General features: G+C 42.1%; 28 protein-coding genes and 1 riboswitch. Of the genes, 21 read left to right on the top strand and 7 right to left on the bottom strand.

Features of this window, described 5'->3' with window-relative positions:
* The first annotated feature begins 61 nt into the window (after window positions 1-61).
* Entirely contained in the window at window positions 62-874 is an 813-nt protein-coding gene (locus ACOJQI_RS10045) for an Fpg/Nei family DNA glycosylase (RefSeq protein WP_421385082.1), read from the top strand.
* Between the two features lie 35 nt (window positions 875-909).
* The gene (locus ACOJQI_RS10040; protein ID WP_421385081.1) at window positions 910-3,498 is read left to right on the top strand and encodes a DEAD/DEAH box helicase; all 2,589 of its coding nucleotides are present in this window, start codon (window positions 910-912) and stop codon (window positions 3,496-3,498) included.
* Between the two features lie 102 nt (window positions 3,499-3,600).
* Here the strand turns inward: ACOJQI_RS10040 and ACOJQI_RS10035 are convergent, their stop codons facing one another.
* Complete coding sequence (locus tag ACOJQI_RS10035) at window positions 3,601-4,749, bottom strand: CAP domain-containing protein (protein WP_421385080.1); 1,149 nt, start codon at window positions 4,747-4,749, stop codon at window positions 3,601-3,603.
* Between the two features lie 221 nt (window positions 4,750-4,970).
* Here ACOJQI_RS10035 and speD point away from each other — a divergent pair, with 221 nt between their 5' ends.
* A complete protein-coding gene (gene speD / locus ACOJQI_RS10030; protein ID WP_421385079.1) occupies window positions 4,971-5,792 on the top strand; it encodes an adenosylmethionine decarboxylase in 822 nt (273 codons plus the stop codon).
* A gap of 38 nt (window positions 5,793-5,830) precedes the next feature.
* Here the strand turns inward: speD and ACOJQI_RS10025 are convergent, their stop codons facing one another.
* Window positions 5,831-6,025, bottom strand: a complete 195-nt coding sequence (locus ACOJQI_RS10025; RefSeq protein WP_421385446.1) for a small, acid-soluble spore protein, alpha/beta type — start codon at window positions 6,023-6,025, stop codon at window positions 5,831-5,833.
* A gap of 197 nt (window positions 6,026-6,222) precedes the next feature.
* On the opposite strand from ACOJQI_RS10025, the gene ACOJQI_RS10020 reads away from it, so the two are divergent.
* From ACOJQI_RS10020 to ACOJQI_RS09995, 6 genes are all read left to right on the top strand, one after another.
* Window positions 6,223-7,020, top strand: a complete 798-nt coding sequence (locus ACOJQI_RS10020) for a TIGR00266 family protein (RefSeq protein WP_421385078.1) — start codon at window positions 6,223-6,225, stop codon at window positions 7,018-7,020.
* Between the two features lie 115 nt (window positions 7,021-7,135).
* Window positions 7,136-7,366: a hypothetical protein gene (locus tag ACOJQI_RS10015; protein WP_421385077.1), complete on the top strand. Its 231-nt coding sequence runs from the start codon at window positions 7,136-7,138 to the stop codon at window positions 7,364-7,366.
* Window positions 7,367-8,035, top strand: a complete 669-nt coding sequence (locus tag ACOJQI_RS10010) for a GNAT family N-acetyltransferase (protein ID WP_421385076.1) — start codon at window positions 7,367-7,369, stop codon at window positions 8,033-8,035.
* Window positions 8,036-8,271: 236 nt separating this feature from the next.
* Window positions 8,272-8,469 (top strand): hypothetical protein, encoded by a 198-nt coding sequence (locus tag ACOJQI_RS10005; RefSeq protein ID WP_421385075.1) that lies wholly within the window; start codon window positions 8,272-8,274, stop codon window positions 8,467-8,469.
* Window positions 8,470-8,522: 53 nt separating this feature from the next.
* A complete protein-coding gene (locus ACOJQI_RS10000; protein WP_421385074.1) occupies window positions 8,523-9,995 on the top strand; it encodes a DEAD/DEAH box helicase in 1,473 nt (490 codons plus the stop codon).
* A gap of 139 nt (window positions 9,996-10,134) precedes the next feature.
* On the top strand, window positions 10,135-10,896 hold the full coding sequence (locus ACOJQI_RS09995; RefSeq protein WP_421385073.1) for an exodeoxyribonuclease III: 762 nt from the start codon (window positions 10,135-10,137) through the stop codon (window positions 10,894-10,896).
* A gap of 16 nt (window positions 10,897-10,912) precedes the next feature.
* Here ACOJQI_RS09995 and ACOJQI_RS09990 read toward each other — a convergent pair whose 3' ends face one another.
* Together ACOJQI_RS09990 and ACOJQI_RS09985 are read right to left on the bottom strand one after the other, a co-directional pair.
* Window positions 10,913-11,332 carry a VOC family protein gene (locus tag ACOJQI_RS09990; protein WP_421385072.1) on the bottom strand — a complete coding sequence of 140 codons (420 nt, stop codon included), beginning with the start codon at window positions 11,330-11,332 and terminating at the stop codon, window positions 10,913-10,915.
* An 86-nt stretch (window positions 11,333-11,418) separates the two neighbouring features.
* The gene (locus tag ACOJQI_RS09985; RefSeq protein WP_421385071.1) at window positions 11,419-11,625 is read right to left on the bottom strand and encodes a hypothetical protein; all 207 of its coding nucleotides are present in this window, start codon (window positions 11,623-11,625) and stop codon (window positions 11,419-11,421) included.
* 182 nt (window positions 11,626-11,807) lie between these two features.
* Here ACOJQI_RS09985 and ACOJQI_RS09980 point away from each other — a divergent pair, with 182 nt between their 5' ends.
* Together ACOJQI_RS09980 and ACOJQI_RS09975 are read left to right on the top strand one after the other, a co-directional pair.
* Window positions 11,808-12,734 carry a DMT family transporter gene (locus tag ACOJQI_RS09980; protein WP_421385445.1) on the top strand — a complete coding sequence of 309 codons (927 nt, stop codon included), beginning with the start codon at window positions 11,808-11,810 and terminating at the stop codon, window positions 12,732-12,734.
* Window positions 12,735-12,793: 59 nt separating this feature from the next.
* Window positions 12,794-13,192 carry a hypothetical protein gene (locus tag ACOJQI_RS09975; protein ID WP_421385070.1) on the top strand — a complete coding sequence of 133 codons (399 nt, stop codon included), beginning with the start codon at window positions 12,794-12,796 and terminating at the stop codon, window positions 13,190-13,192.
* 43 nt (window positions 13,193-13,235) lie between these two features.
* Here the strand turns inward: ACOJQI_RS09975 and ACOJQI_RS09970 are convergent, their stop codons facing one another.
* On the bottom strand, window positions 13,236-14,555 hold the full coding sequence (locus ACOJQI_RS09970; protein ID WP_421385069.1) for a short-chain fatty acid transporter: 1,320 nt from the start codon (window positions 14,553-14,555) through the stop codon (window positions 13,236-13,238).
* A 156-nt stretch (window positions 14,556-14,711) separates the two neighbouring features.
* On the opposite strand from ACOJQI_RS09970, the gene ACOJQI_RS09965 reads away from it, so the two are divergent.
* Window positions 14,712-15,500: a S1 family peptidase gene (locus ACOJQI_RS09965; RefSeq protein WP_421385068.1), complete on the top strand. Its 789-nt coding sequence runs from the start codon at window positions 14,712-14,714 to the stop codon at window positions 15,498-15,500.
* A 5-nt stretch (window positions 15,501-15,505) separates the two neighbouring features.
* Here ACOJQI_RS09965 and ACOJQI_RS09960 read toward each other — a convergent pair whose 3' ends face one another.
* Window positions 15,506-15,796: a hypothetical protein gene (locus ACOJQI_RS09960; protein WP_421385067.1), complete on the bottom strand. Its 291-nt coding sequence runs from the start codon at window positions 15,794-15,796 to the stop codon at window positions 15,506-15,508.
* 197 nt (window positions 15,797-15,993) lie between these two features.
* Here ACOJQI_RS09960 and ACOJQI_RS09955 point away from each other — a divergent pair, with 197 nt between their 5' ends.
* From ACOJQI_RS09955 to ACOJQI_RS09940, 4 genes are all read left to right on the top strand, one after another.
* Window positions 15,994-16,296, top strand: coding sequence for a DUF6509 family protein (locus ACOJQI_RS09955; RefSeq protein WP_421385066.1), 303 nt, complete (start codon window positions 15,994-15,996; stop codon window positions 16,294-16,296).
* Between the two features lie 19 nt (window positions 16,297-16,315).
* Complete coding sequence (locus tag ACOJQI_RS09950) at window positions 16,316-16,582, top strand: DUF1292 domain-containing protein (protein WP_421385065.1); 267 nt, start codon at window positions 16,316-16,318, stop codon at window positions 16,580-16,582.
* Between the two features lie 121 nt (window positions 16,583-16,703).
* A complete protein-coding gene (locus ACOJQI_RS09945) occupies window positions 16,704-17,624 on the top strand; it encodes a DMT family transporter (protein ID WP_421385064.1) in 921 nt (306 codons plus the stop codon).
* A gap of 32 nt (window positions 17,625-17,656) precedes the next feature.
* Window positions 17,657-17,941 carry a hypothetical protein gene (locus tag ACOJQI_RS09940; protein ID WP_421385063.1) on the top strand — a complete coding sequence of 95 codons (285 nt, stop codon included), beginning with the start codon at window positions 17,657-17,659 and terminating at the stop codon, window positions 17,939-17,941.
* A gap of 422 nt (window positions 17,942-18,363) precedes the next feature.
* Here ACOJQI_RS09940 and ACOJQI_RS09935 read toward each other — a convergent pair whose 3' ends face one another.
* A complete protein-coding gene (locus ACOJQI_RS09935; RefSeq protein ID WP_421385062.1) occupies window positions 18,364-19,524 on the bottom strand; it encodes a glycosyl hydrolase family 18 protein in 1,161 nt (386 codons plus the stop codon).
* 182 nt (window positions 19,525-19,706) lie between these two features.
* On the opposite strand from ACOJQI_RS09935, the gene ACOJQI_RS09930 reads away from it, so the two are divergent.
* The 5 genes from ACOJQI_RS09930 (at window position 19,707) to thiS (ending at window position 23,357) form a co-directional block, all read left to right on the top strand.
* A complete protein-coding gene (locus ACOJQI_RS09930) occupies window positions 19,707-20,636 on the top strand; it encodes a hypothetical protein (RefSeq protein WP_421385061.1) in 930 nt (309 codons plus the stop codon).
* A 23-nt stretch (window positions 20,637-20,659) separates the two neighbouring features.
* Complete coding sequence (locus tag ACOJQI_RS09925; protein ID WP_421385060.1) at window positions 20,660-21,103, top strand: SRPBCC family protein; 444 nt, start codon at window positions 20,660-20,662, stop codon at window positions 21,101-21,103.
* Window positions 21,104-21,193: 90 nt separating this feature from the next.
* A riboswitch (TPP riboswitch) is annotated at window positions 21,194-21,299 on the top strand.
* A 96-nt stretch (window positions 21,300-21,395) separates the two neighbouring features.
* Window positions 21,396-22,022, top strand: a complete 627-nt coding sequence (gene tenI, locus ACOJQI_RS09920) for a thiazole tautomerase TenI (RefSeq protein WP_421385059.1) — start codon at window positions 21,396-21,398, stop codon at window positions 22,020-22,022.
* Window positions 22,006-23,157 carry a glycine oxidase ThiO gene (thiO, locus tag ACOJQI_RS09915; RefSeq protein ID WP_421385058.1) on the top strand — a complete coding sequence of 384 codons (1,152 nt, stop codon included), beginning with the start codon at window positions 22,006-22,008 and terminating at the stop codon, window positions 23,155-23,157. Before tenI ends, thiO begins: the two co-directional genes overlap by 17 nt.
* Entirely contained in the window at window positions 23,154-23,357 is a 204-nt protein-coding gene (gene thiS / locus ACOJQI_RS09910) for a sulfur carrier protein ThiS (protein ID WP_421385057.1), read from the top strand. Before thiO ends, thiS begins: the two co-directional genes overlap by 4 nt.

Raw genomic sequence — 23,357 nt, 5'->3', positions numbered from 1 at the left:
GTGGGACTTGTTTTTTACTTGAGAACGGAAAAGATAAGAGAAAAAGAGTGGGAGTGGTACCATGCCGGAACTTCCAGAGATGGAAAACTACAAGAATCTGCTTATGCAGAGAATCCAGAATAAACAAATTACTGAAGTCGAGATCGGAAGAGAAAAGTCCATAAACGTCCCTGTTACAGAATTCAACAGCCTGGTAAAAAATCAAACTGTAAAAAACGTGACAAGACGAGCAAAGCACTTGCTGTTTCATCTCGATAATGATGTAGTATTATTATTGCACTTGATGCTCGGAGGCTGGATGTTTTACAGCACTGAACAAGAGAAACCGGACAGAACGATACAAGTCAGGCTGTCCTTTGGAAATGAGCATTTATATTTTATCGGGCTCCGACTTGGGTATTTACATTTATATAAAGGAATTGAAGCAGCAAAAAAAAAATTAGATGATCTGGGACCCGAGCCTTTAGACCCTGAGTTTAAAATCGAAAATTTTATGGAGCTGGCCGGAAAACGAAGGGGAAGCCTGAAGACTACGCTTGTCAATCAAAGTTTCTTAGCCGGGATCGGCAATTGTTATTCCGATGAGATGTGTTTCCACGCCGGGCTTCTTCCGGAACGTAAATTCAACGAACTCTCGGACCATGAGAACCGCCAGCTTTTTCAATCAATGCAATTTATATTAAGAGATGCGGTGAACAGTGGTGGATATATGGAAGAACCATTTTTTCCAGGAGACAGTCTTACAGGTGGCTACAATTCAAAATGCCGGGTTTACGATCGGGAGGGGGAACCCTGCCAGAGATGCGGAAATCCTATAATCAAAGATGAAATCTCTTCAAAAAAAACATTTTACTGCGGCCATTGCCAAAAGTAATGTTTTCAAAGCAGTTTAAAGAAAAGGTGATTTAAGTGGATAAATTGAATGAGTTGCATGAAGAAGCAATACAAGATACAAAACGAAAAATTAAAGAAGATATCTTTCGCTATATGGAAACAAAGGAGGCGGCGCCATCCTTTGATGATTATCTCAATGAAAGAATCCATTATATAGAGCAGCTATGGCTGAATGTCTGGCTGAACAAAGTCACTAATTTTGTCAGCAGAAGTGACAAGAAATCTTTCCTCCGTGATAAGGATTACGAAGTTGAAGGGGTAGATAAAAAGGTCATCAATCAAGTTTTTCGCAATGAGATGCGCGGATATAAGCCGTTTGATGTCATTCCATGGCTCCAGGAACTTGCCCAGTCCAAGGCAGATCAATGGGATGAACGGTATGAGCTTGCAAGGGAAGGCTATCTCCTACGCATGGAACAAGATAAGATTGAAGCAGAGCAGAAAAAGGTCACTGCCGAGATCACCAAAACCCTTGAAAAGATCTTCCATACAATTAAGCAGGAGTGGTATCTGCCCGTCCGATATGCAGTTGCCCAGAAGCTTGTCAGTGACTTCAAAGAAAAAGTGAGATACCGTCATGTTGACACATTTATGCTCGAAGAACAGCTGGAAGAGCTGGGCCAATTTGATCCGAAAGATTATAGAACCCTTTCTGAATTTTTCCAGGAACTGAACGGGATGATCCATCGGACCCTCCATAGGGGAAGAAGTTATTGGGAATACGAAACCTATTATTTTGTCTATGAGGAATTTGTCTCGAATTATTTACTGAAGACATTCCCTAAATCGCTTCTTCAACATATGACGGAAGAACACTTTCAGTTATATCAAAGAGCTTTTGATGAATCCTTATCTTCAGGTGACATTCGAAAATGGATGCAGCATGAACTCCTTGACCAGGCATTAATTTATATGGATTATCTTCAGGAAGAGTATGTCGAGGATCTGTTGAAATTATCGGAAATTCCATATGAAGAAGAAGCTCATGCGTCCATTTATAAAAGCGATGTGGCGAGAAGAGAAGAGAGAAAGGCTGCAGAACTGGCAGAACTAGAACGGCAAAGGCAAATAGAAGAACGGATGATGAATGATATATTCGGCAGGGAGTACAGTGTCTCCCTTGGCGGAAATACCAAGTATGTCCTTCATATAGGAGAAACCAATACAGGTAAAACACATCATGCATTGGCCAGCATGAAAAAAGCAAAAAGCGGGTTATATCTGGCACCGCTGCGTTTGCTTGCATTGGAAGTATATGACCGCCTGAATAACGATGGAGTTCCCTGCAGCCTGAAGACCGGCGAAGAAGAAAAAATGGTGCCTGGAGCCAGGCATGTCTCCTGTACAGTGGAGATGTTTTATAAAAGAGAAGAGTATGATGTAGTAGTCATCGACGAAGCACAAATGATGGCCGATAAAGACCGTGGCTTCTCCTGGTATAAAGCCATTACCAAAGCCAGGGCGAAAGAAGTGCATATCATCGGAAGCCGAAATGTCAAACCAATGCTCCTTGGGCTCCTTGAAGATTGCGAGGTGGAGGTCAACGAGTACAGCCGGGATATTCCTCTGGAAGTGGAACAACGCGAATTCTCTTTTAGACAGGCAAAAAGAGGAGACGCACTCGTCTGCTTCTCAAGAAGGCGTGTCCTCGAAACGGCTTCCAAACTGCAGAATAACGGCCATTCTGTCAGCATGATTTATGGAAGCATGCCCCCGGAAACGCGTAAGAAACAGATGCAAAGATTCATTAAAGGGGAAACAAGAGTCATTGTGGCAACGGATGCAATAGGAATGGGATTAAATCTGCCGATCCGCCGGATTGTGTTTTTGGAAAATGATAAGTTTGACGGAACCCGAAGACGGACCCTTACATCACAGGAAGTAAAACAAATTGCCGGAAGAGCAGGAAGGAAAGGGATTTATGATGTAGGTAAGGTGGCTTTCACTAAAGACATTAAAATGATGTCAAAGCTGTTGGACCAAGAAGACGAACCCGTCCAGTCCTTTGCCATTGCCCCGACAAACTCGGTCTTTGAACGATTTCAAAAATACTATCACGATCTCGGAAGATTTTTTGAACTCTGGGAAAAGTTCGAAAGTCCATTCGGGACCCAAAAAGCTTCCTTATTTGAAGAAAGGGAGCTGTATGAACTTGTAAGAGGAACGGAGATAGAAGCCCGCTTATCGATGATGGATTTATACGGATTCCTGCATCTCCCGTTTTCAAAAAAAGAGCCGGAATTAACGGCACAGTGGCTAGAAACGATGGATGCTATCATCAGCGGCGCAGAACTTCCTGAACCACGATTGAAGCGAAAAAATCTCGAGCAGCAGGAAGTTGCTTATAAAGCTGTCGGCCTGCATCTGTTATTCCTGTACCGGCTGGGAAGAGGAACAGAAGCAATCTACTGGGAACGCCTTCGCGAAGATATTGCGGACGGTGTACATGAAAGCCTGGATACAGAAGTGTCATCCATGACCCTGAAATGCAAGCGCTGTGGAAAAAGGCTGCCTTCTGGTTTTAAATTCCCTATTTGTGACAGCTGCCACTATTCCCGAGCCAGGAAGCGGGGCAGCAGGGGGAGAAACAGCAATAAGGGTTAATAAGCAACACTCAAACCGCTTCCAATCAGGAGGCGGTTTTGATTTATCATGACATAATGCAAACACGACAAAAAAACCGCACCCTCACAGGTACGGCTCATGTTAATCACGATAAAAGTTCTCCGTATAATAAGGTTGTGATTCCTGGTTAAACGCAACACCAACCCCCAGGAACTCATACTCTTCTTTCAGGATGTTCTTCCTGTGTCCTTCAGAGTTCATCAGGCCTTCATGGGCAAATATCGAACTGAATTGACCATAGGCAAGATTCTCTCCTGCCACCGTAAAGGTGATATCGTCTTCCTGCATTCTGTCGAAAGGGGACTGGCCATCAAGGTTCGTATGGTTGAAGTAGTTATTATCAGCCATATCGAGACTGTGACCCCGCGCTGTGCTTCTGACATGCTCATCCCATGACAATACGGATAAACCATGGTTGACCCTGGTGGAATTAGTGAGGTCAAACAGCTGATATTCAAAGCCTTCTTTCAGGTCTTCGCTTGCCCCGGCGTATATTTCCTTTTTGTCATTTTCCAGGTCTTCATCAATTATTTGCAGGGCTGTGACAGTATTACTTTCATGTTTATCGTAAAAAACAGTGATATAACTGTCATCACGCTGGTAAATTTCATACTCGCCATCATTTTGTAGTTGGTAGTAGACAAGACCTTTTCTAATTTTTGAAATAGGTTCACCAAGGACCTGATGCATTTCATCCTTAGAACTATTCAATCCGATACCTGAGTCCGAAGAAATGAGATCCTGGTTTGTATAAAGCGCACTCACTTGATCATTATCATCAAAAGCCACCATGAGGAAGTTTTGATAATTCTGGTGATATGTATACCATTTCACCCCGTATTCATTAAAAGAAGTACGGGCAGGCGTCCCAACTGTTTGTTCAACCAGTTCCTTTGTATCCCCAATTTCGAGGTTGTGAATGGAAAACACTTGATCTTCCGGCTTAGTAAGTTGGGGTTTGTTCACTTCTACAACTTCTGCATCTGCATCCCCGCCAGGTTCTTGTACATCTTCTTTCACTTCTTCAAGGGAATCTTCCAATCCAAAAATCAAGGAACTGATCCGGTCATTCAGATTGGTAAGCGCATCCTGTACTTCAGGTTTTTCCTTGAAGGCATCCAGTTTCGCAATTGTATCATTAAGCAGGGAAGTATTCACTTGGTCTTCCCAATAAGGTTTAGTATTATAGGCGACCAGTATTATCAATACCAGTAATAATAACCGTTTCATAGTCCACGCTCCAATCTTACTTACCATTCTACCCGATTTCGGCATGCTCAAAAACTCTGAAACACACCAGCTCCCATCTTTTAGTACTGGAACTTTCTGCTAACGATTTCCCTTTCTAATAAGAATACCGTTTTATTCTGTGAATGACAGGGTATCATAAAAAATATCAACGAGTTGAAACGAAGAGTTTCTGCACAATTTTACATAGGGGGAAAGGTATCATGAAAATGTCACACGAAGAAAGAATACAGCTTCACGAGTTCAACAATCTGACTAAGTCATTAAGCTTCAACATGTACGATATATGCTATACAAAGACAAGGGAAGAGCGTGAAGCTTATATTGAATATATAGATGAGCAGTATAATGCAGACAGGCTCACCAAGATCCTTTCAAATGTATCGGATATCATCGGTGCGCATGTTCTCAATATAGCAAAACAGGACTATGTCCCACAAGGAGCGTCTGTTACGATCCTTGTTTCCGAAGGCCCGATTGTTGAAGTTCCGAACGAGCACTTCGATGAATCACCCGGACCGCTGCCTTCAGCCGTTACAATGCAGCTGGATAAGAGCCATATAACGGTTCATACGTATCCGGAATATCACCCCCATGAAGGGATCAGTACATTCCGTGCTGATATAGATGTTTCGACATGCGGTGAAATATCTCCTTTGAAAGCGTTGAATTATCTGATCCATTCATTTGAGACCGATGTCATGACAATGGATTACAGAGTCAGAGGCTTCACAAGGGATATAAGCGGTCGCAAGCTATTCATTGATCATGATATCAACTCCATTCAGAACTATATCCCTGAAGAAATAAAAGAGGATTACGACATGATTGATGTAAACGTCTATCCGCAAAATATTTTTCATACGAAATGCAAGCTAAAGGAATTTGACCTGAATAATTATCTATTCGGCTATTCCAAGGAAAAACTGAAGCAAGATGAAGCAAAAGAGATCTCGGATAAGCTTAAACTCGAAATGGATGAAATTTTCTACGGAAAAAACATGCCCGGCAGTCCAAACAAGTAGACTGAAAAAGCCCCTCTTCTGATGAAGAGGGGCCTATGTTATTGGTTCTGTCCTTCAGCCAATGTCTTCTCGGCAAGGGCTACTAGACGTTTGGTCATTTCCCCGCCGACTGAACCATTGGCACGTGCGGTTGTATCTGCTCCAAGTGTTACTCCAAACTCATTGGCGATTTCCTCTTTCATCTGGTTCAGTACGCTTTCTGATCCAGGAACAATAAGTTTGTTTCTTGCCATGGTCAAATCACTCCCGATGAAGGATTGAGCAAATAGTCCGCTCAATCTTTAATTTCCCCCACTTTAAAATGTTCATTACGCCAAAAATTTCTATTGCTATTGCTAAGCAGGAATTTAATTTAAAAATCAAAAGGAATTTACTTACTCCCAGCAGAATAAATAAAATGAGGAAGAGTAAGTAATAAGGAGGATACATAATGAACTCTCATGAAATTGAATACCAGTTATACGGGGATGATATGCAGTTCGTTGAAATCGAATTGGACCCGAGCGAAAGCGTGATTGCCGAAGCCGGTGCCATGATGATGATGGAAGACGGCATTGGGATGGAAACGATCTTTGGAGATGGTTCTTCAAGCGGAAAATCAGGCTTTTTCGGAAAACTCGTCGGTGCCGGGAAGCGTGTGTTAACAGGGGAAAGCTTATTCATGACCGTGTTTACCAACCAGGGGACAGGGAAAAAACATGTTTCTTTTGCAGCCCCTTATCCAGGAAAGATCATTTCTGTCGATTTAAGTGAAATGGGCGGAAAGGTGATTTGTCAAAAAGATTCTTTCCTATGTGCAGCTAAAGGCGTTTCAGTGGGAATTGATTTTCAAAGAAAACTTGGTACCGGCTTTTTTGGCGGGGAAGGATTTATTATGCAGAAGCTGGAAGGCGACGGACTCGCATTCCTTCATGCAGGCGGGACGATACACCGTAAAGAACTGAAGCCAGGGGAAAAACTTCGGGTCGATACGGGTTGTCTTGTCGCCATGACAAAAGAAGTTGATTACAACATCGAATATGTCGGAAAAATTAAATCAGCATTCTTTGGCGGGGAAGGAATGTTTTTTGCAACTGTGCAGGGACCGGGAACTGTATGGATTCAATCACTGCCATTCAGCCGACTTGCGGACAGGGTCTTTGCCAGCGCTCCTCAAGGAGGAGGACAGTCTAGAGGTGAAGGAAGCTTGTTAGGCGGACTTGGGGACTTCCTCAACGGAGACGACTGATCACTTTTTTAAAAAAACGGCGCTCTGCCGTTTTTTTATTTGTATAAATGAAGCTTATCTATTAACGGAAAACGATAGATTTGTTAAAATATTAGAAAAATCAGAATAAAAGGATGTGCTGATTATTCTAATACATGTAGACTGGAACAGGTTAAAAGAGTTGGGTCTCAAAAAAATCCTCTTCTATTGCGCTGCCATGATTGTTGCCTTTGTCGGTTTATGTGTGATGGTTTCCCTCATCACACTGATACTTCTGGAAAGATTCGACGACCGGTATAAGGAGTCTCATCCTGAAGAATTTGGACACGCAGTTGAGGGACAATTATTCAAAACAGGAGGAATATAATTGTATCGAAAAAAGGTATTTCTTTTCAAAAAGGACAAACCAGTTGAAGCTGTCATAAGAAACTATACCAAATCAGATTTCCCAGGTTTGATAAGAGTCCAGCAGGAGAGCTTCCCACCGCCTTTTCCTTCTGATTTATGGTGGAATGAAGAACAGCTTACCAACCATATCACCCTTTTTCCCGAGGGCGCACTCTGCGTAGAAATAGAGGGAGAGATTGCTGGATCGATAACGGGGATGAGGATGAATTTCAATCGCAAGAATATCGAGCACTCCTGGGCAGAAGTGACCGATGAAGGGTATATCAAAACTCATGCTCCAAAAGGAAATGCCCTATACATAGTGGATATAGGTGTATCACCGGAATACAGAGGACTCGGGCTTGGAAAAGCGCTAATGCAATCCATGTACGAAGTCGTTATTCAATTGAAAATAGAAATGCTTTTAGGCGGCGGCAGGATGCCTGGGTATGGAAAAGTTGCTGATAAAATGACGGCCTCCCAATATCTTGACGCAGTAGTGAACGGAGAAATTTTCGACAACGTCATTTCTTTCCTGCTCCGATGTGGACGTTTGCCGGTCGGTGTAATACCTGACTATTTAGAAGATGAAGAATCCAGGAATTATGCTGCACTCATGGAATGGAGAAATCCTTTTTGTCATGATTGATTTAAAACCTCTTCAAGTGAGGTTTTTTATTTTGGAACAAAAGGAATTTTTTCTGTTTCACTTCAAAAACTATGAAAGATTTAATTGAAAATCCGGCAAGCCGCGAGAAACTCCGACAAATTATGTTTGTAATCGACAACCCCTCATGCTATCATTCACTATGTAGTTGTTATCAAGGTGCTAGCAGTTTGATAACAACCGCTAGAACCCAGTCATGAAAGGAAGTCTAATAAACTGTGAGTGATCAAAGCAGAATTCAGCTGAACGTCCGTATAAGTAAAGAAACAGCTAAGATGCTTGATGAAATAGTGGACTATTATCAAGAAAACACTAAACTCGGTAGAATATATAAAGGCGACGTACTAACAGATATCATCGAAAAATCGCATGGCTTGATGGAAAAACAAAAAGCCATTCAAAAGAGAAAATATTAAGTGACCGACCACTATCTATGATTTTCTTTTAAAACGAAAGTAGGGACATAAATTTGAATAATTTTAGCACACTTGGAATTTCCGAGTCTGTTGTCGACAGACTGCAAAAAAATAATGTAACAACACCAACCCCGATCCAAGAAAAAGCGATACCAGTTGTAATGGAGCATTTGGATGTCATTGCCCAGGCGCAGACCGGGACAGGAAAAACACTGGCGTTTATTCTGCCGATCATTGAGAAATTTGATTTTGACAAGAAGAATATCCAGGCGCTGATTGTTACACCGACAAGAGAACTTGCACTTCAGATTACCGAAGAGGTGCGTAAACTCATCCGTCATATCGAGGGCATCAGCGTTTTGCCGGTGTATGGAGGACAAGATGTTGAAAAGCAGCTGAACAAACTTAGAAAAAATGTAGGCATAGTGGTGGGAACACCGGGAAGAATCCTTGACCATATCGGCAGGGGAACCATCGATTTATCAGAACTGAATACCCTTGTTTTGGATGAAGCTGACCAGATGCTGCATATTGGTTTCTTAAAAGAAGTTGAAATGATCATCAGGGAAACACCAAAATCAAGGCAAACGCTTCTATTTTCTGCAACGATGCCGGACGAGATTAAGATCCTGGCCAAGAAGCATATGAAAACCCCTCAATATATCAGTGTTGAGCGCAAGCAGGGACCAGCCAAGAGTGTCGAACAACTTGCTGTCTTTGTTAACGACAGGGCAAAACAAGCAACACTTGTCGAATTGATAAAAGAATACCAGCCTTATCTGGCAGTCATCTTCTGCAGGACCAAACGAAGGGTGACCAAGCTCTATGAGGCTCTTGTCTCTTATGGTTTTACCTGTGATGAGCTGCATGGTGATTTATCGCAGGCGAAGCGCGAGAAAGTCATGAAACGCTTCAGGGATTCCGAATTCCAGCTGCTGATTGCTACCGACGTAGCAGCGAGGGGGCTTGATGTAGAAGGGGTCACTCACGTATTCAATTACGATGTACCTGAAGACGCCGACAGTTATGTCCACCGGATCGGCAGAACTGGAAGAGCAGGTGAAAAAGGACTCGCTGTTACCTTTTATTCACCTGCCCAAAAGGATCAATTGGCGCAAATAGAGAAAGAATTAAATATTCGTCTGCCAAAACAGAATATCGGCAATACGATAGACCCTACCCCTAAGGCAAAACCATCTGGCGCTAAAAAAACAGCCTCGAAGAAGAAAACGAATGAGAATAGAAACACCAAAGCAAAAACAGAAGATCGTTCCAGAAATACCAAGGGAAAGAAAACAGCCGATGGACCAGCTTCCCGAAGTAGTCGGAATGATAAACCAGCCTCTGCTAAACGAGGAAAGCGCTCGAATTCAAATATGTTGGAATCCAAAGAAGTCAAACGGGGATCTCTCCACAAATTTGCGGATAAAAAAAGCGAAAAGGGCCGGGGAGGGAAAGACTCTTCAGGCAGAGCAGGCGGCAGGAGAGGCCGAAACTCATCTGCAGCCAGAGGAAAAAGGAAATAACGGTCGGATACAAAAACATAACCTTTAACAGCGGGTTATGTTTTTTCTTCTCTTCTGCATTCCCACTGGGAAAATAAATGAATAAACTCTCTTTTTCTGCTAGAATGGTACTTTAACAAATCTACAGGAGAGATAGAAAATGAAATTAGTATCTTGGAATGTGAATGGGATAAGGGCATGCGTCAAAAAAGGGTTTCTGGATTTCTTCAACGATGCCGATGCCGATATCTTTTGTATACAGGAATCTAAGCTTCAAGAGGGCCAGATCTCACTGGAGCTGGAAAACTATCATCAATTTTGGAACTATGCTGAAAGAAAAGGATACTCAGGTACTGCAGTATTCACGAAGCAAAAACCGCTATCCGTTTCTTATGGAATCGGTGAGGAAGAAAGCGAGCCGGAAGGACGTTCCATCACATTGGAATTTGAAGAATTCTTCCTATTGAATGTCTATACTCCGAATTCCAAAAGAGACCTTTCCCGCCTTGAGGACAGGCTGCAATGGGAGGAAAAGGTAAGAGCGTATATTAAAGAACTGGATGCTGTTAAACCGGTCATTTATTGCGGGGATTTGAATGTTGCACATAATGAAATTGACCTTCGGAACCCTAAATCTAATCATGGAAACTCTGGTTTTACCACAGAAGAAAGAGAGAAAATGAGCCTTCTTCTCGGTGAAGGCTTTGTTGACAGTTTCAGGCATCTGTATCCTGAAAAAGACCAATCCTACACTTGGTGGTCCTATATGAGTAAAGTCAGGGAGAGAAATATCGGGTGGAGAATCGATTATTTTATCGTTTCCGATAGATTAAAAGACTCGTTGAATGACGCTGGCATGCACACCGATACCCTTGGCAGTGACCACTGTCCGGTCTATATAGAGATTGATTTTAAAAAATGATCTGTGTCGTCACAGATCATTTTTCATTGGGATAATCACAATATTCTATTATTGTTCCTTCTGTATCAGCAGGGTTCAGATAGATGAGGCGGCGTCCATGTTTATTGATCCGCAAAGTGTCTTCCAATGTCCTGATACCCTGCTTCTCCAGTTCAAGAAGGGCTTCATCCAGATCATCTACCTGATAGGCTACATGATGAACGCCTTTTCCTTTCTGCCTGATGAAACGGGCGATGGGGGAAGTAGTATTGTTTGTGGGGGAAAGCAATTCAAGCCGGTCGCCATTCAAATCAATGACAGCTATTTCGCTTTCAACCCCAACCGCTTCACTGCGGTATCGGTCCAGCAATACTCCTCCAAGCACATTCGTGTAAATATGTATGCTGTTATCCAAGTCCCTCACAGCTATGCCTATATGGTCGAGTTTCTTTTCCATACGATCACTCCTTCCCCATTCATTCTACTATATGAAAGGATTTGCTCAAAAAGAAAGAGGCTGCTTTTCAGGCAGCCTCAAAAGGGTTAGCAGTGTTTTTTGTTAAACAGGGCTTTGATCGCCAGGAATATGATGATTAACGCAAAGACAATCACGACGATAACTGCAAGCCCTCTTAAGAAAACGACTAGTCCGCCAAGAAGTGCAGCAGCTGCAGGAAAAGTCGATAGTACAAACAAAATAGCAAGTCCTGCACCAATTGCCGCTAGAAACAAAAGCAAGTAGTAATACATAATGCTCACCCCCTTCTATATACAGAATATGTGTAAGAAAGGGATATGCTTGGTCATTCATCACAGACCCTCAATTTTGATCCATCCGGCCTGTCATTCTGATAAAATCTGTCATTTTGGAATGGTTAACAGAGACAAGCATATATTGGAATATAGTCTGGTTATGGAAGGAATAGAGAGTGATGAGCTTAATTAATGCCAAGATGGCAGCTTCTTTATATGCGGCAATGGCGATCTTCTTTTGGGGAGTATCGTTTGTTTCGGCCAAAATAGTGCTGGACAAGCTTGACCCATTCACCCTGATTGTCTTCCGGTTTGGGATCGGGGCGGTATTTTTGCTCATTATCGTGTTACTGACCGGGGAAAAAATGCGTTTTCCAATTAGGTATTTTCCTCATATATTCATCCTTGCAATTCTCGGAACATTTGTTCACCAGCTGCTTCAAACCACTTCACTGGTCTTTATTGATGCCTCTTCAGCAGGATGGTTAATCTCGGTTACACCGGTTTTCACTGTCTTTCTATCTATGATTTTTCTTCACGAGAAAATGAATATAAAAAAAGCACTGGGAATCATTGCCGCCATTACCGGGGTTATCATGGTGACGACGGCAGGATCGCAAAACCGTTTGGAAATAGGGATGAACATTGGTTTCTTTCTGATGCTTTTGAGCACACTGAACTGGGCTGGCTATACTGTCCTTTTAAAAAGCTTAAAGGTGCCTTTACCTCCGACTGTCTTAACCTTTTATATAACTTTTATTGGTTTCCTCGTCAGCACTCCTTTTATCCTTAGAAACCAGGGATGGGAGAGCTTGCCCGGTTTAACTGCAGTTGAATGGGGGCATCTTATTTTCCTTGGGGTCTTTGTGTCAGGGACAGGCTATTGGTTTTGGGCTAAATCTTTAGAGGTGCTGCAAGCCTCTCAAGCCGGAGTCCTCATTTACCTTGAACCGATCGTTACTTTTCTAGCTGCAATCATCATTCTTCATGAAAAAGCGATGCTGATGAGTATAACCGGTGGATTGATCATCATTGCCGGTGTCGCCGTGGTGAATGGACATTTCTTCACAAGATACCAGATTCCTAATCCCAGAAGTAGAAAATAATTAGAGGAATATTTTTACAAACATCGAATAATTTATACAAACTTGAGAGGAGGCACCTAATGAAGAATAAGTTATTCCCTCTAATACTGGTCATGCTGATTACTGCCTGCAGTTCGGCGTCTGCATTGACTCCGGAAACTCTTACAAACGAAATGAAAGAGAAGGGACACCGGATTAAATCGATTTCCAATCCGGCCCCCATAGAACTGAACGGTGAATTACCCTCTACCTATCAAGTCATAAAAGATATCTATTGTTTCTACCAGTTTGAAAATAATGATGAGGTGGAAAAAGCAAAGGGGGAGTTTGAAGATTTAATGTCTACAGGGGATATGGCATTGAAGATGAACTTTTATACTGTGGATAACATCGTCATTCTTCATCAGTATGTCAATGACAACGGAGCTGAAAAAGGAGCCGAAATCATTGAAATGTTACAGAAAAACCATACAGAATAAAACACCAAGCGGTCACGGAACGTTGATCGCTTGGTGTTTTTGATCATATGAAGAGCAATCCCAATGAAATGAAAATTCCGCTGACCAATAGTGTAATAGTACAGAATCCCATAATATCCTTCGCTTTCAGACCAGCGATTGCAAGCGCTGGCAATGCCCAGAATGGCTGAATAAGATTGGTCCAAGCATCTCCCCATGCCACTGCCATTGCCGTTTTCGCTGTTGAAACACCAAGTGCATTGGCTGCATCCAGCATAACCGGAGCCTGTACTGCCCATTGTCCTCCTCCAGAAGGGACAAAGAAATTGACTATCCCAGCACTTATGAAGGTAAAAAACGGAAAGGTGAATTCATTGGAAATGTTTACAAATCCTTCCGACATGACAGCCGCCAGTCCGGATGCTGTCATCATTCCCATAATTCCTGCATAGAAAGGGAACTGAATGATGATTCCGCTTGCTCCTTTAACAGCGTTAAGGACCGCTTCAAGAAAGCGCCTAGGTGTACCATGAAAAAGAATACCCAGAAATAGAAACAGGAAGTTAACGATATTAAGGTTGAGTGCAAAACCGTTATTTACAAAATAATATACCAGGAAAGCAATTCCCATGACTGCTGTCAATACAGAGACTATATAGCTGTTTTCCAGCCTGTCAGCAGGTGTATCCGTTTTTGATTGAGAGAGTTCAGGCTTTGCCTCTTCCTCAAGGACGGCAGAGTCGACAGTGACCGTTTCACTTTTAGAAGGCATCATCAGTCTGTTCAATATCGGAAGGATGATAAATAGTGCCAAGACAATCGTCACATTAAACACCGCAAATATCGTTTCACTCGTAGGGATGATTCCTATCAAATCTTGAGAAAAATGTCCTTCAGTTGCAATCGTCAAAGGAATCGAACCTGAAAAACCCCCATGCCATACAATGAATCCGCTGTATGCGCTTGCAATTAATAGCCTGTAATCAACGTTTTTAACCTTTTTAGCCAATTCCTTAGCAAATAATGCCCCAATGACAAGTCCGAAGCCCCAGTTTATCCAACTGGCAATGATCGAAACAACAGTAACAATGATGATTGCATGAGCAGGTGACTTGGCAGTCGATGCCAGTGCCCCAAGCCCTTTCTTAAACACCGGGCTGCTTGCCAACACATATCCCGTCACAAGGACAAGGACCATCTGCATCGAAAACGCCAGTAAACTCCAGAATCCATCTCCCCAATATTGGACCATGTTCATGACTGAACTGTCCGTAAAAATGAGTCCTAAAACCAGAACGATGAATGTCAAAATCACTACAAATAAGAAGGGGTCAGGCAGATAACGCTGCATGATTTTATTGAAGAATGAAATCAATCTTCCCATTGGAATACCTCCTTAAATTATTAGTTCCTTCTAGTACCTACTAATATTTTTAAAGTGGAACAAATATTCCATTAAAAGCAAAGCGAGAGGTATTTAATAGTAATGAAATTGAGATTAAGTTACACTGAGAAGAGGATAAAATGACTGGAGGAAAGTATGGAGAACCAAAACAACTCTCAAATTACAGATGAAGAGGATGAAAAGGAACTCTTTAAGGATGAACCTGATCTGGAGGACTTTTTGTTTGATGAAGAAGGGGAGGACAAGCCTGCCAAAAGCAAAGCTCGATCTCTGCTTGCCAAAATGATTACCCTTGTTATAGCACTGAGCTTGGTCATCAGTGTTCTGGCAGTCTGGGTGCGGGTTTTCAATATGCCCTCATTCTCCTTTCTGCCAAAATCAAACGAACTTTCCAAGGTTGAAAATATAAGGGACTATAAAAAAGCTGTCGTAACAATTGAGGGCAGCGGGACCAAAGGAACAGGCTTTAACATTTCCGAGGACGGTACCATCGTCACAAACCATCATGTCATTGAAAACATGGTACCCATAACCGTGGTGTTTCCCAATGGTGAAATTTTGCAGGCGGAACTTGTTGAAGACTATCCGGAATTGGATATAGCCCTTCTTGAGGTTGAAGGAGATGAGCTTCCTTATCTGGAGATTCAGGAAGAACAAAATTGGGTTGGCGGTGATTCCATTTATGTAATCGGTAATCCGCTTGCGTACAATCAAATTGTGATGGAAGGAAACATCACTAAAACAGGAGAGAGGCTGTACCTTTCTGCACCGATCGAAAAGGGAAATAGCGGCAGCCCGGTCATAGACGGAGACGGCAAGGTAGTGGGAGTGGTATATGCGATGACAATCCCGGGAATTGGAAGCGGCAAAGAACCGGAAGGACTGGCAGTTCCAGTTGATAGAATACCAGACCTTCAAGACTAATAATACTATTTTCTTATCATTTCCGAGAGAGCGAAAGCCAGTTCTTCATTGCCGTACATTTCCAATACTGCAAACAAAGAAGGAAGGGGGATGTCCTCCGACTCTTCTTTAGGTACTGTTGATTCCAATGCTTCTTTTAATAGAGGGTTCTCTCCCTGTTGTGGATAGGCATTTGAATAAACGTCAACTGGGTCAATTTCATGATTGATGCACCATTGGGCAAAGGCCAATATCATCATTTTTTCATCTTGCTGATATTTTTGGATTATTTCTTTTTCGGACGATTGGTGATTCAAAGGAAACTCTCCTCCTTTTTTAATCTGCGTTTATTTCCGATGTTTCCCGGGAAACCGCAGAATATGACAGATTTTTGTAAGTTTATACACACTCCTTATCCATCATAAAATTTTAAGCAATGTTTGTCGAATAAGTGTATAATTGCGGAAGATTTACCAAAATTAATGATAGAAGTATTGAAAGGAATGCATCATTTATGAATATTACCGGACATACGGTCGAAAAACTTGAGGATCCAACCGGCATCCTGACTGGTGAGCGTTATGAATACCTTTTGGATGTTGAAGTCCCGGAGGATGATGAGTTATATACAGAAAATGGGCTTTTGATTAAAGTGATCTATGCCGTTGATGAGAATGGCGCCCGTGTCGCACAATACTACCTCATGGAAAGGTCTACTGAAAAATACTTTGACTTTGAATTAGAAGATGAGGAAGAAGAACTGATCCGTACATATGTTGCCGAACACCACGGTGCTGAGGAACCTGAAAAAGGCTGATAAGAAAGGAGAATGCTAAATGGAAAGTGTTAAAGTAGGAGAAATATTTACGCTGATTGATGAGGATGACCAGGAACAGGATATAGAGGTCCTTGCTACCCTGACATTGGAAGGAACTGATTATGCGGCTGTAGCATTCACTGATGATGTAAAAGAACAGTCACAGGACGACATGGATATCTTCTTTTTGAAAGTAGATTCCGAAGGGGACCTGACCGGGATTGAAGATGATGAAGAGTTTGCGAAGGTGTCAACGGAATTTGCAAAGAATATGGACCAGCTGTAGGTAAAAAAGTGCTTCATTCTATGGAGCACTTTTTTGTTTACTACAGAGTCATTTCCTTTACAGACTCAGGGCACCCTGCTAAATTAGATACATTATCAATCGAGAAAGAAGTGTGAAGTGTGTGTCGAAGTCTGGGTTATATCTATTATTGATTTTATTGATGGTGGTGTGGGGCTTTAATGTTTCAGCCATTAAAATTCTTGTTACCTATTTTCCACCGGTGATGATACAAGGAATAAGGGTAATGATGGCCGGGCTAGCGGTCATACTTTTTTTGTTTTTAAAAAAGAGCTTTCAAAAGGTTTCCCGGAAGAGCTTGATCGGTATTTTCTCCGCAGCTGTGTTTGGGGTTTTAGGCCATCATTTGTTCCTCGCAATCGGGCTGACTGCAACCACGGCAACCAATGCAGGCCTGATTTTGGGGCTCGTTCCCTTATCAACATCCATTATGGCAATGATCTTTCTAAATGAACGGCTGACCCTTTTAAAGTCACTTGGCATTATCGCCGCTTTATTTGGGGTATACCTTATTGTAATGAATGAAAAGGGGACGCTCTCCGGATTGTCGTTGGGGGACTTATATATTCTTGGCGCGGTCCTGACGCAGGCAGCGAGTTTTATTTTAATTAAGAAGCTGAGTGTCAATATAGATTCCAGACAGATGACCGGGTTGATGCTTTTCATGGGTTCGATCCTGTTGATCCTGGCCAGTTTCTTCTTCCCTGAAAGAGGGACTTCCCTTACCTTTGATCAGCCTGCATTTGTCTGGTGGACTCTCATAGGATCAGCTATCCTGGCAACTGGACTTGGACATATGCTTTATAATTACAGCATTCATAGACTGGGAGCAGGATCAACATCCATCTTCATCAACCTGACTCCATTTTTTTCGATAGTTGGATCATCTATGTTTCTGGGAGAACAGATTCAGGCAAAACATTTAATAGGGTTTTGTTTTATAGTTCTCGGCGTCCTTCTCGGAACAGGAACATTCAGAGCACTGCTTAAGAGACGGAAAAAGCAGCATACTTTTTCCGCTTGATATAGCCACCATCGTGAATAAGGAGCCGATTTATGATTTTTCTATTTCTTCTTTTGTTAACCGGAGCACTGATAGCTGGATTCTTTCAAAAATACATCCTGCGGATAAAAGAGCCTGAAATTGAGGACTTGTGGCGGGAACTCGAGGAACAGGACTGGTACCGGGAATTGAAGGCTGATCCGGAAATTGAAGATTTCATCGAGACATCCAAACAGGAAGGCCTGCTAAACGACCCCTATTTTGTCCGGAAGATCATCGATAATGAAGGGCATAGGATTGGCTATATCAACTATGTAAAGAAGAAGACAGCGAAATGAAAATTTAAGCCCTTCGTTTATTCTTTATTCATAATCCTCTCCATGATAAAAGCGAGTACCAGCTCTGACCAAGAAAGAACCATTTCCGTAAGCTTATCTTATAAGGGAAGAAAATTCCCTTAAGGAAGAAATATCGGGAAAAACATGTCAATTAAGGGAAGATTTTTCCCCTATTTACTTAAAAACCATGAAAATCGGGTTACTGAGCACGCTTAACGGAAAATTCTTCCCTTATTTAGCTCTCCCCAGCTAAATTCTGCAGCTTAACGGAATTTTTTTCCCTTATTTTAAGTACTCTCCCCTTTGGTGACTTACTCAATTAATGAAATTTTTTAGGTAGTAAAAAAGCAGTCCGTTTTGGACTGCTTTTTCAGTTTTGCACTCCAAAACTGAACTACTTATTGAAAATTCCGCTGTCTTCTTTATTGTTTAACCCAGAACAAATCTTTCTCCTGTTCTTCACTTTTTTCCAGGACTTTCGAAATGACTCTGGTCAAGCTCTGTTCTCCCTGGGCATCATGGCCTGCTTCCCATAACATCATTCCGCCGAATTCATTCTGCAAGGCCAGCTCCGTTTTTTTCCGGATGGTATCCTTGCCGTTATAATGATACGTCACTCCGTCAATTGTGACAGAATCCTTCGCGGCATTTTCCGCTCCTTTTCTTATGACCGCCCCATAGGTCAATACTGATTCGGCGGGATCTTCAGGCTGGGCATAAAAGGGAACACCAAGAACCAGCTTATCTTTAGAAAGTCCATGTTCTTCAAATAACCCGCTCCAGTAATGGACAACATTTTCGGTATATGGATAAGGAGACAGGTTTGCGGCATTATATCCGCCATCCCACTGGCCATCGTAAGCCATGATGTTGACATAATCGACGTCATGGAACATAGACGGAATGAAAACGACCGATTTGTTTTCCTGTCCCGTCACACTGTCCACCTTGGAATAGACAGCGATGGAAAGCTCCTTATCAACTGCTTTAAGTTCTGTCTTCAATTCTTTCATAAAAGCCGCCAAATGCCTGGCATCATCTTGAGAGCGTGGATGTTCAAAATCAATATCAATTCCATCCAGGTTCTCCTGCTGTACCATTTTCATCAATTCATTGACAAGCTTCGTTCTTGTATCTACATTTGAAATCGCTTTTTTAAAGTAAGGGTAGGATTCTCCGCCTTTAATATGGAACCAGCCGCCGACTGCAAGCAATACTTTCGTGTCTTGGTTATGAGCAAGCCTTACCGTTTTGCGTAAGTTCTCCGCTGCATACTCACCACTCATAAGCACTTCTCCATTTTCAGATGGATGGGCAAAGGAAAAAATAACATGAGAGAGATTGCGGTAATCCGTTTTATCCGGATCTTGATAGTCTTGGACATATCCCATCAACACCTTGGATGGGGCTGTATTTTTCTCCGGTAGTTCTTTTGTTTCCAACTTCACTTCTTCTGATCGTGTCAGGTGAAGGTCAGGGTTTATTTCTATTGTTTTGGCTTCAATGTAAGCTATCCCTGCATAAAAGCCTCCGGCAAAGGTAAAAGCAATCACAATTGTCAGCAGTACAATAAGTTTTTTCATAGATGACTTGCCTCCTGTACGACTATAACTTTTAAAAGTTTAACAGAAAACCAGAGTATCAGGGGATGGTAATATCAACCTTCATTCCTTTTTTAAAGGAATCAGGAATGTCCTTAGAGAATTACTATTCAATACCCTTTTGGAATGAGTTGTATTCTATGAAACACCTGAGGAGAAACAAGATGAGTCAAATCAAAGTAAATGGTTATGTGCTACCAAATGAAACATTAATAGAGTGGAAACAAAGGCTTGTACCGGCCTATGATATTTTCTTTTTCAAGAATCAACCGGACTTCATGGCGTGTAAAGAAATCAAAGCCGATACTCGTTTATCATTTTCCCTAAATGATAAAACATCATTTACAACCTGGGCCATCAGTAACGAAGCCAAGTACTATATCTCTATCAGCAATGAAGAGTTTATGGAGTTGACTGAAGAGCAGAAAAAGCAAATCATCAAAGAGCAATGGAAAATGGGGAGAGGATTGATCCTTACTGAGGAAAATTTAATAACACTATTACCGACAGAAACGAGGGAAGTTCTGGAAATCCTTGAGTATTCCTCGTATGAAGATAAAGAACAGAATGGAAAAGTGTATATGATTCAAAAGTTCCTCTGGGATATGCTATCCAATGAGACGCGGACTCAATTTTTATCAAACTATGCCAAAATGTGGACAGATGAAACGGCTCTTTTTGATCAATTAAGCGAGAATGACCAGAGTCTGATCAGGAAAGAATTTCGAACCCTCTCAACATTCATCGATACCTTTTCTTCTAAAAACGGACCCAATTGTCTCGCAGCAGCTGCTGCTGCCCTTACGGGGGACATAAGTGTTATAGGAGAGTGGATGAAACCGGAGCGTTTTTACAGCTTGATGGAAGACAATCAGTACAGAAAGATAAATAGAACTAATTTGAAGAAGCTTGACGTGCTGGTATGGAAAAATAAACAGGGTCAGGCTGTACATGCCTCTACTCTGTTAAACAGCAAGTATTGTTTCAATAAGCACGGACAAACCATGTTTAATCCGTGGCAGGTCTTAAAAGTCGAAGACGTTATGGAATCTTGGGGCAGGGAATTTCAAATTGAAATTTACAGAAAACATTAATATATCGTTCCTAAAGGAGGGACATGATGGAAATAAATATTACAACGTCAATGAAAATACTAATGCCTTCTTCTGAAGTGTTTGAAGCTTTGGTAAATCCTGAACAAATGTCAAATTATTGGTTCTCTTCCGGTACCGGAAAAATAGAAGAGGGGAAATCTATTACTTGGAGATACGAAGAATATAACGCGGAAGGCAACGTTAACATATTGGAAGTTCAACGTCCATATAAAATCATGTTTACCTGGGGAGACCCCCGGCAGCCGACTACTGTTACTATTACGCTGAAAGAGCAAGAGAAGGATACTACGATTATACGAGTGACAGAATCAGGTTTCACTGAAGCCCCAGGCGAAATCGAGAAGATGCTTGGTCAAAAGGAAGGCTGGGTCTATATGTTGACCTGTTTAAAGGCTTATTTGGAAAACGGGGTCACTACTCTAAGGGCTGCCCTTGTTCATGGATGATTTCCATTACCTATTTGGTAAAAAATACTTAAAAAATAGTTTGATATTAATAAATCATATGTTAGAATGCATATAAATAAATAGCCGAACCAAAATCACTGGGGGAGCCTTTTAAAGGCTGAGATTAAAGTATACTTTAAGACCCTTTGAACCTGATCTAGTTCATACTAGCGTAGGGAAGTGTGTGCTGAGATTGATTGCGATTTTACTATTGCCATTCAAGCCGCCTTCCCGTGTATGCAGGGAAGGCGGCTTTTTATTTGTTCTATCAAATATCCAAAAGGAGAGGCCTATGAAACAACCTGTTCTCCATGCAGTTACAACCGGAAGAATGACCACAGATGAAACCGTCTCCATATGTTTGGACATCCTTCCATACATTGACGCCATACATATCAGGGAGCATTTAAAGACGGCAAGGGAAGTCTATGAATTAGGTAAAACAATGCTGGAACAGGGAATCCCAAATGAAAAGCTTGTTATCAATAATAGGGTGGATGTGGCAGCAGCGTTGGGAATTGACCGTGTTCAATTGGGTTATCACAGCCTGACAGTACAAGTTGTAAAACAATCCTTTCCGCAACTCTTTATCGGAAAGTCTGTGCATTCCTTACCAGAGGCTCTTTTGGCAGAGGAAGAAGGAGCAGATGGCATTATATATGGCCATGTTTTTCAAACTGATTCCAAAAACGCCCTTGCACCCAGGGGGTTGGCGGAACTCTCTTCCATTTCGGAAAAGCTCTCCATCCCTGTCACCGCCATTGGCGGGATCCTTCCTTCAAACATGGAGGAAGTTTTTCAAACCGGCTGTTCAGGAATTGCTGTAATGTCCGGCATATTTAATGCAAAGGATCCAATCCAATCGGCAATTCAATATCAAAAGCAATTGGAGATGATAGCAGATGAAACACACTTATGACCTCATCATTGTCGGTGGGGGAATCATTGGCAGTTCTGTCGCTTATCAACAATCAAAGCTGGGAAAGAAAGTGCTGATCATCGACAAAAACGCCTCCGGTTCTGAAGCTTCCCGTGCAGCTGCTGGAATGCTCGGAGCACAAGCGGAGATCGATGAAAATGATGCTATGTTGAAACTGGCTCTAAAAAGCAGAAAGATGTTTCCTGCTTTGATCAGTGAGCTGGAGGAACTTACCGGCATAGATACCGGGTTTATAAATAAAGGGATGCTGAAGGTAGCACAGTCCGATGAAGAAGTTCCTTTTTTGAAAAAACAGGTTCAATATCATGCCGAGTGGGATCACGAAGTAAAATGGCTGAATGCCGATGAACTTTTCCAACTTGAACCAGCACTTTCAGATGATCTTTCAGGTGGTATGTTCATTCCTAACGATGGACAGGTGATGGCTCCCCAGCTATCACAGGCGTTTTTACAAGGTGCAAAAGCCAAGGGAGCAGAAATTCTTGAGTACTGTGAAGTAGAAGGTCTTCTCTTGAGTGAGTCCAGGGTTACAGGGGTCAGGACCTCCCAAGGGACGATACAATCTGAAAATGTGGTCATTGCGACAGGCGCTTGGGCGGGGAAGCTGATGGAAAGAGCAGGGATTGCAATTGACACGATACCCGTGAAAGGAGAATGCTTCTCCGTCGTGCCAATAAGGCAAATCATCCAATCTACCATTTTCTCTGAGAATGGCTGTTATATTGTTCCAAAGAAAGATGGAAGGCTCATTGTGGGAGCAACGACTTATTTAAATAGTTTTGACAAGTCGGTTTCCTTACATGGTCTTTCCGGTTTATTTGAGAAAGCCATCTCTTTGATTCCGGACATAAAACACGCAAGATGGGAGAAAGCCTGGGCAGGAATCCGGCCGCAGACAGGAGACGGCCTGCCCTATATAGGCCCTCTTCCGGGGTATCATGGCCTTTTCATAGCAGCAGGGCATTACCGCAATGGCATATTATTGAGTCCTGTAACCGGAAAAATGGTTTCCGACATGATTGATAACAAGGTAACAAAGGAAGAACGCCCGCTCTATGAAACTTTTAAAATCGACAGAAAAACCATTACGGCAGTCAAGGAGGGGTATCGTTGAAATTAATCATCAACAGTGATGAAGTCCAAGTAGATGAAACGGTGGCGACAGTGGAAGATCTTCTTTCTCATTTCCAACTGGACCAAAAAGTCGCCATAGTGGAGTTGAATAAAGAGATTCTTGAAAAAAGCAAACATGCGGAAGCAAGACTAGCTAATGGCGATGTAGTAGAAATTGTTCATTTTGTAGGAGGCGGATGA

The organism is Bacillus salacetis, from assembly GCF_049177075.1.
GTDB lineage: Bacteria > Bacillota > Bacilli > Bacillales > Bacillaceae_B > Rossellomorea > Rossellomorea salacetis_A.
Note: the sequence above shows the minus strand (reverse complement) of the source record. Positions and strands in the feature narration are given on the sequence as shown.

What these genes read in the sequence shown, in the direction of transcription:
- ACOJQI_RS10045 (WP_421385082.1), top strand. Translation starts at nt 62, where the DNA reads ATGCCGGAACTTCCAGAGATGGAAAACTACAAGAATCTGCTTATGCAG.
- ACOJQI_RS10035 (WP_421385080.1), bottom strand. Translation starts at nt 4,749, where the DNA reads ATGAAACGGTTATTATTACTGGTATTGATAATACTGGTCGCCTATAAT.
- speD (WP_421385079.1), top strand. Translation starts at nt 4,971, where the DNA reads ATGAAAATGTCACACGAAGAAAGAATACAGCTTCACGAGTTCAACAAT.
- ACOJQI_RS10025 (WP_421385446.1), bottom strand. Translation starts at nt 6,025, where the DNA reads ATGGCAAGAAACAAACTTATTGTTCCTGGATCAGAAAGCGTACTGAAC.
- ACOJQI_RS10020 (WP_421385078.1), top strand. Translation starts at nt 6,223, where the DNA reads ATGAACTCTCATGAAATTGAATACCAGTTATACGGGGATGATATGCAG.
- ACOJQI_RS09995 (WP_421385073.1), top strand. Translation starts at nt 10,135, where the DNA reads ATGAAATTAGTATCTTGGAATGTGAATGGGATAAGGGCATGCGTCAAA.
- ACOJQI_RS09990 (WP_421385072.1), bottom strand. Translation starts at nt 11,332, where the DNA reads ATGGAAAAGAAACTCGACCATATAGGCATAGCTGTGAGGGACTTGGAT.
- ACOJQI_RS09985 (WP_421385071.1), bottom strand. Translation starts at nt 11,625, where the DNA reads ATGTATTACTACTTGCTTTTGTTTCTAGCGGCAATTGGTGCAGGACTT.
- ACOJQI_RS09980 (WP_421385445.1), top strand. Translation starts at nt 11,808, where the DNA reads ATGAGCTTAATTAATGCCAAGATGGCAGCTTCTTTATATGCGGCAATG.
- ACOJQI_RS09975 (WP_421385070.1), top strand. Translation starts at nt 12,794, where the DNA reads ATGAAGAATAAGTTATTCCCTCTAATACTGGTCATGCTGATTACTGCC.
- ACOJQI_RS09970 (WP_421385069.1), bottom strand. Translation starts at nt 14,555, where the DNA reads ATGGGAAGATTGATTTCATTCTTCAATAAAATCATGCAGCGTTATCTG.
- ACOJQI_RS09965 (WP_421385068.1), top strand. Translation starts at nt 14,712, where the DNA reads ATGGAGAACCAAAACAACTCTCAAATTACAGATGAAGAGGATGAAAAG.
- ACOJQI_RS09955 (WP_421385066.1), top strand. Translation starts at nt 15,994, where the DNA reads ATGAATATTACCGGACATACGGTCGAAAAACTTGAGGATCCAACCGGC.
- ACOJQI_RS09950 (WP_421385065.1), top strand. Translation starts at nt 16,316, where the DNA reads ATGGAAAGTGTTAAAGTAGGAGAAATATTTACGCTGATTGATGAGGAT.
- ACOJQI_RS09940 (WP_421385063.1), top strand. Translation starts at nt 17,657, where the DNA reads ATGATTTTTCTATTTCTTCTTTTGTTAACCGGAGCACTGATAGCTGGA.
- ACOJQI_RS09935 (WP_421385062.1), bottom strand. Translation starts at nt 19,524, where the DNA reads ATGAAAAAACTTATTGTACTGCTGACAATTGTGATTGCTTTTACCTTT.
- ACOJQI_RS09930 (WP_421385061.1), top strand. Translation starts at nt 19,707, where the DNA reads ATGAGTCAAATCAAAGTAAATGGTTATGTGCTACCAAATGAAACATTA.
- ACOJQI_RS09925 (WP_421385060.1), top strand. Translation starts at nt 20,660, where the DNA reads ATGATGGAAATAAATATTACAACGTCAATGAAAATACTAATGCCTTCT.
- tenI (WP_421385059.1), top strand. Translation starts at nt 21,396, where the DNA reads ATGAAACAACCTGTTCTCCATGCAGTTACAACCGGAAGAATGACCACA.
- thiO (WP_421385058.1), top strand. Translation starts at nt 22,006, where the DNA reads ATGAAACACACTTATGACCTCATCATTGTCGGTGGGGGAATCATTGGC.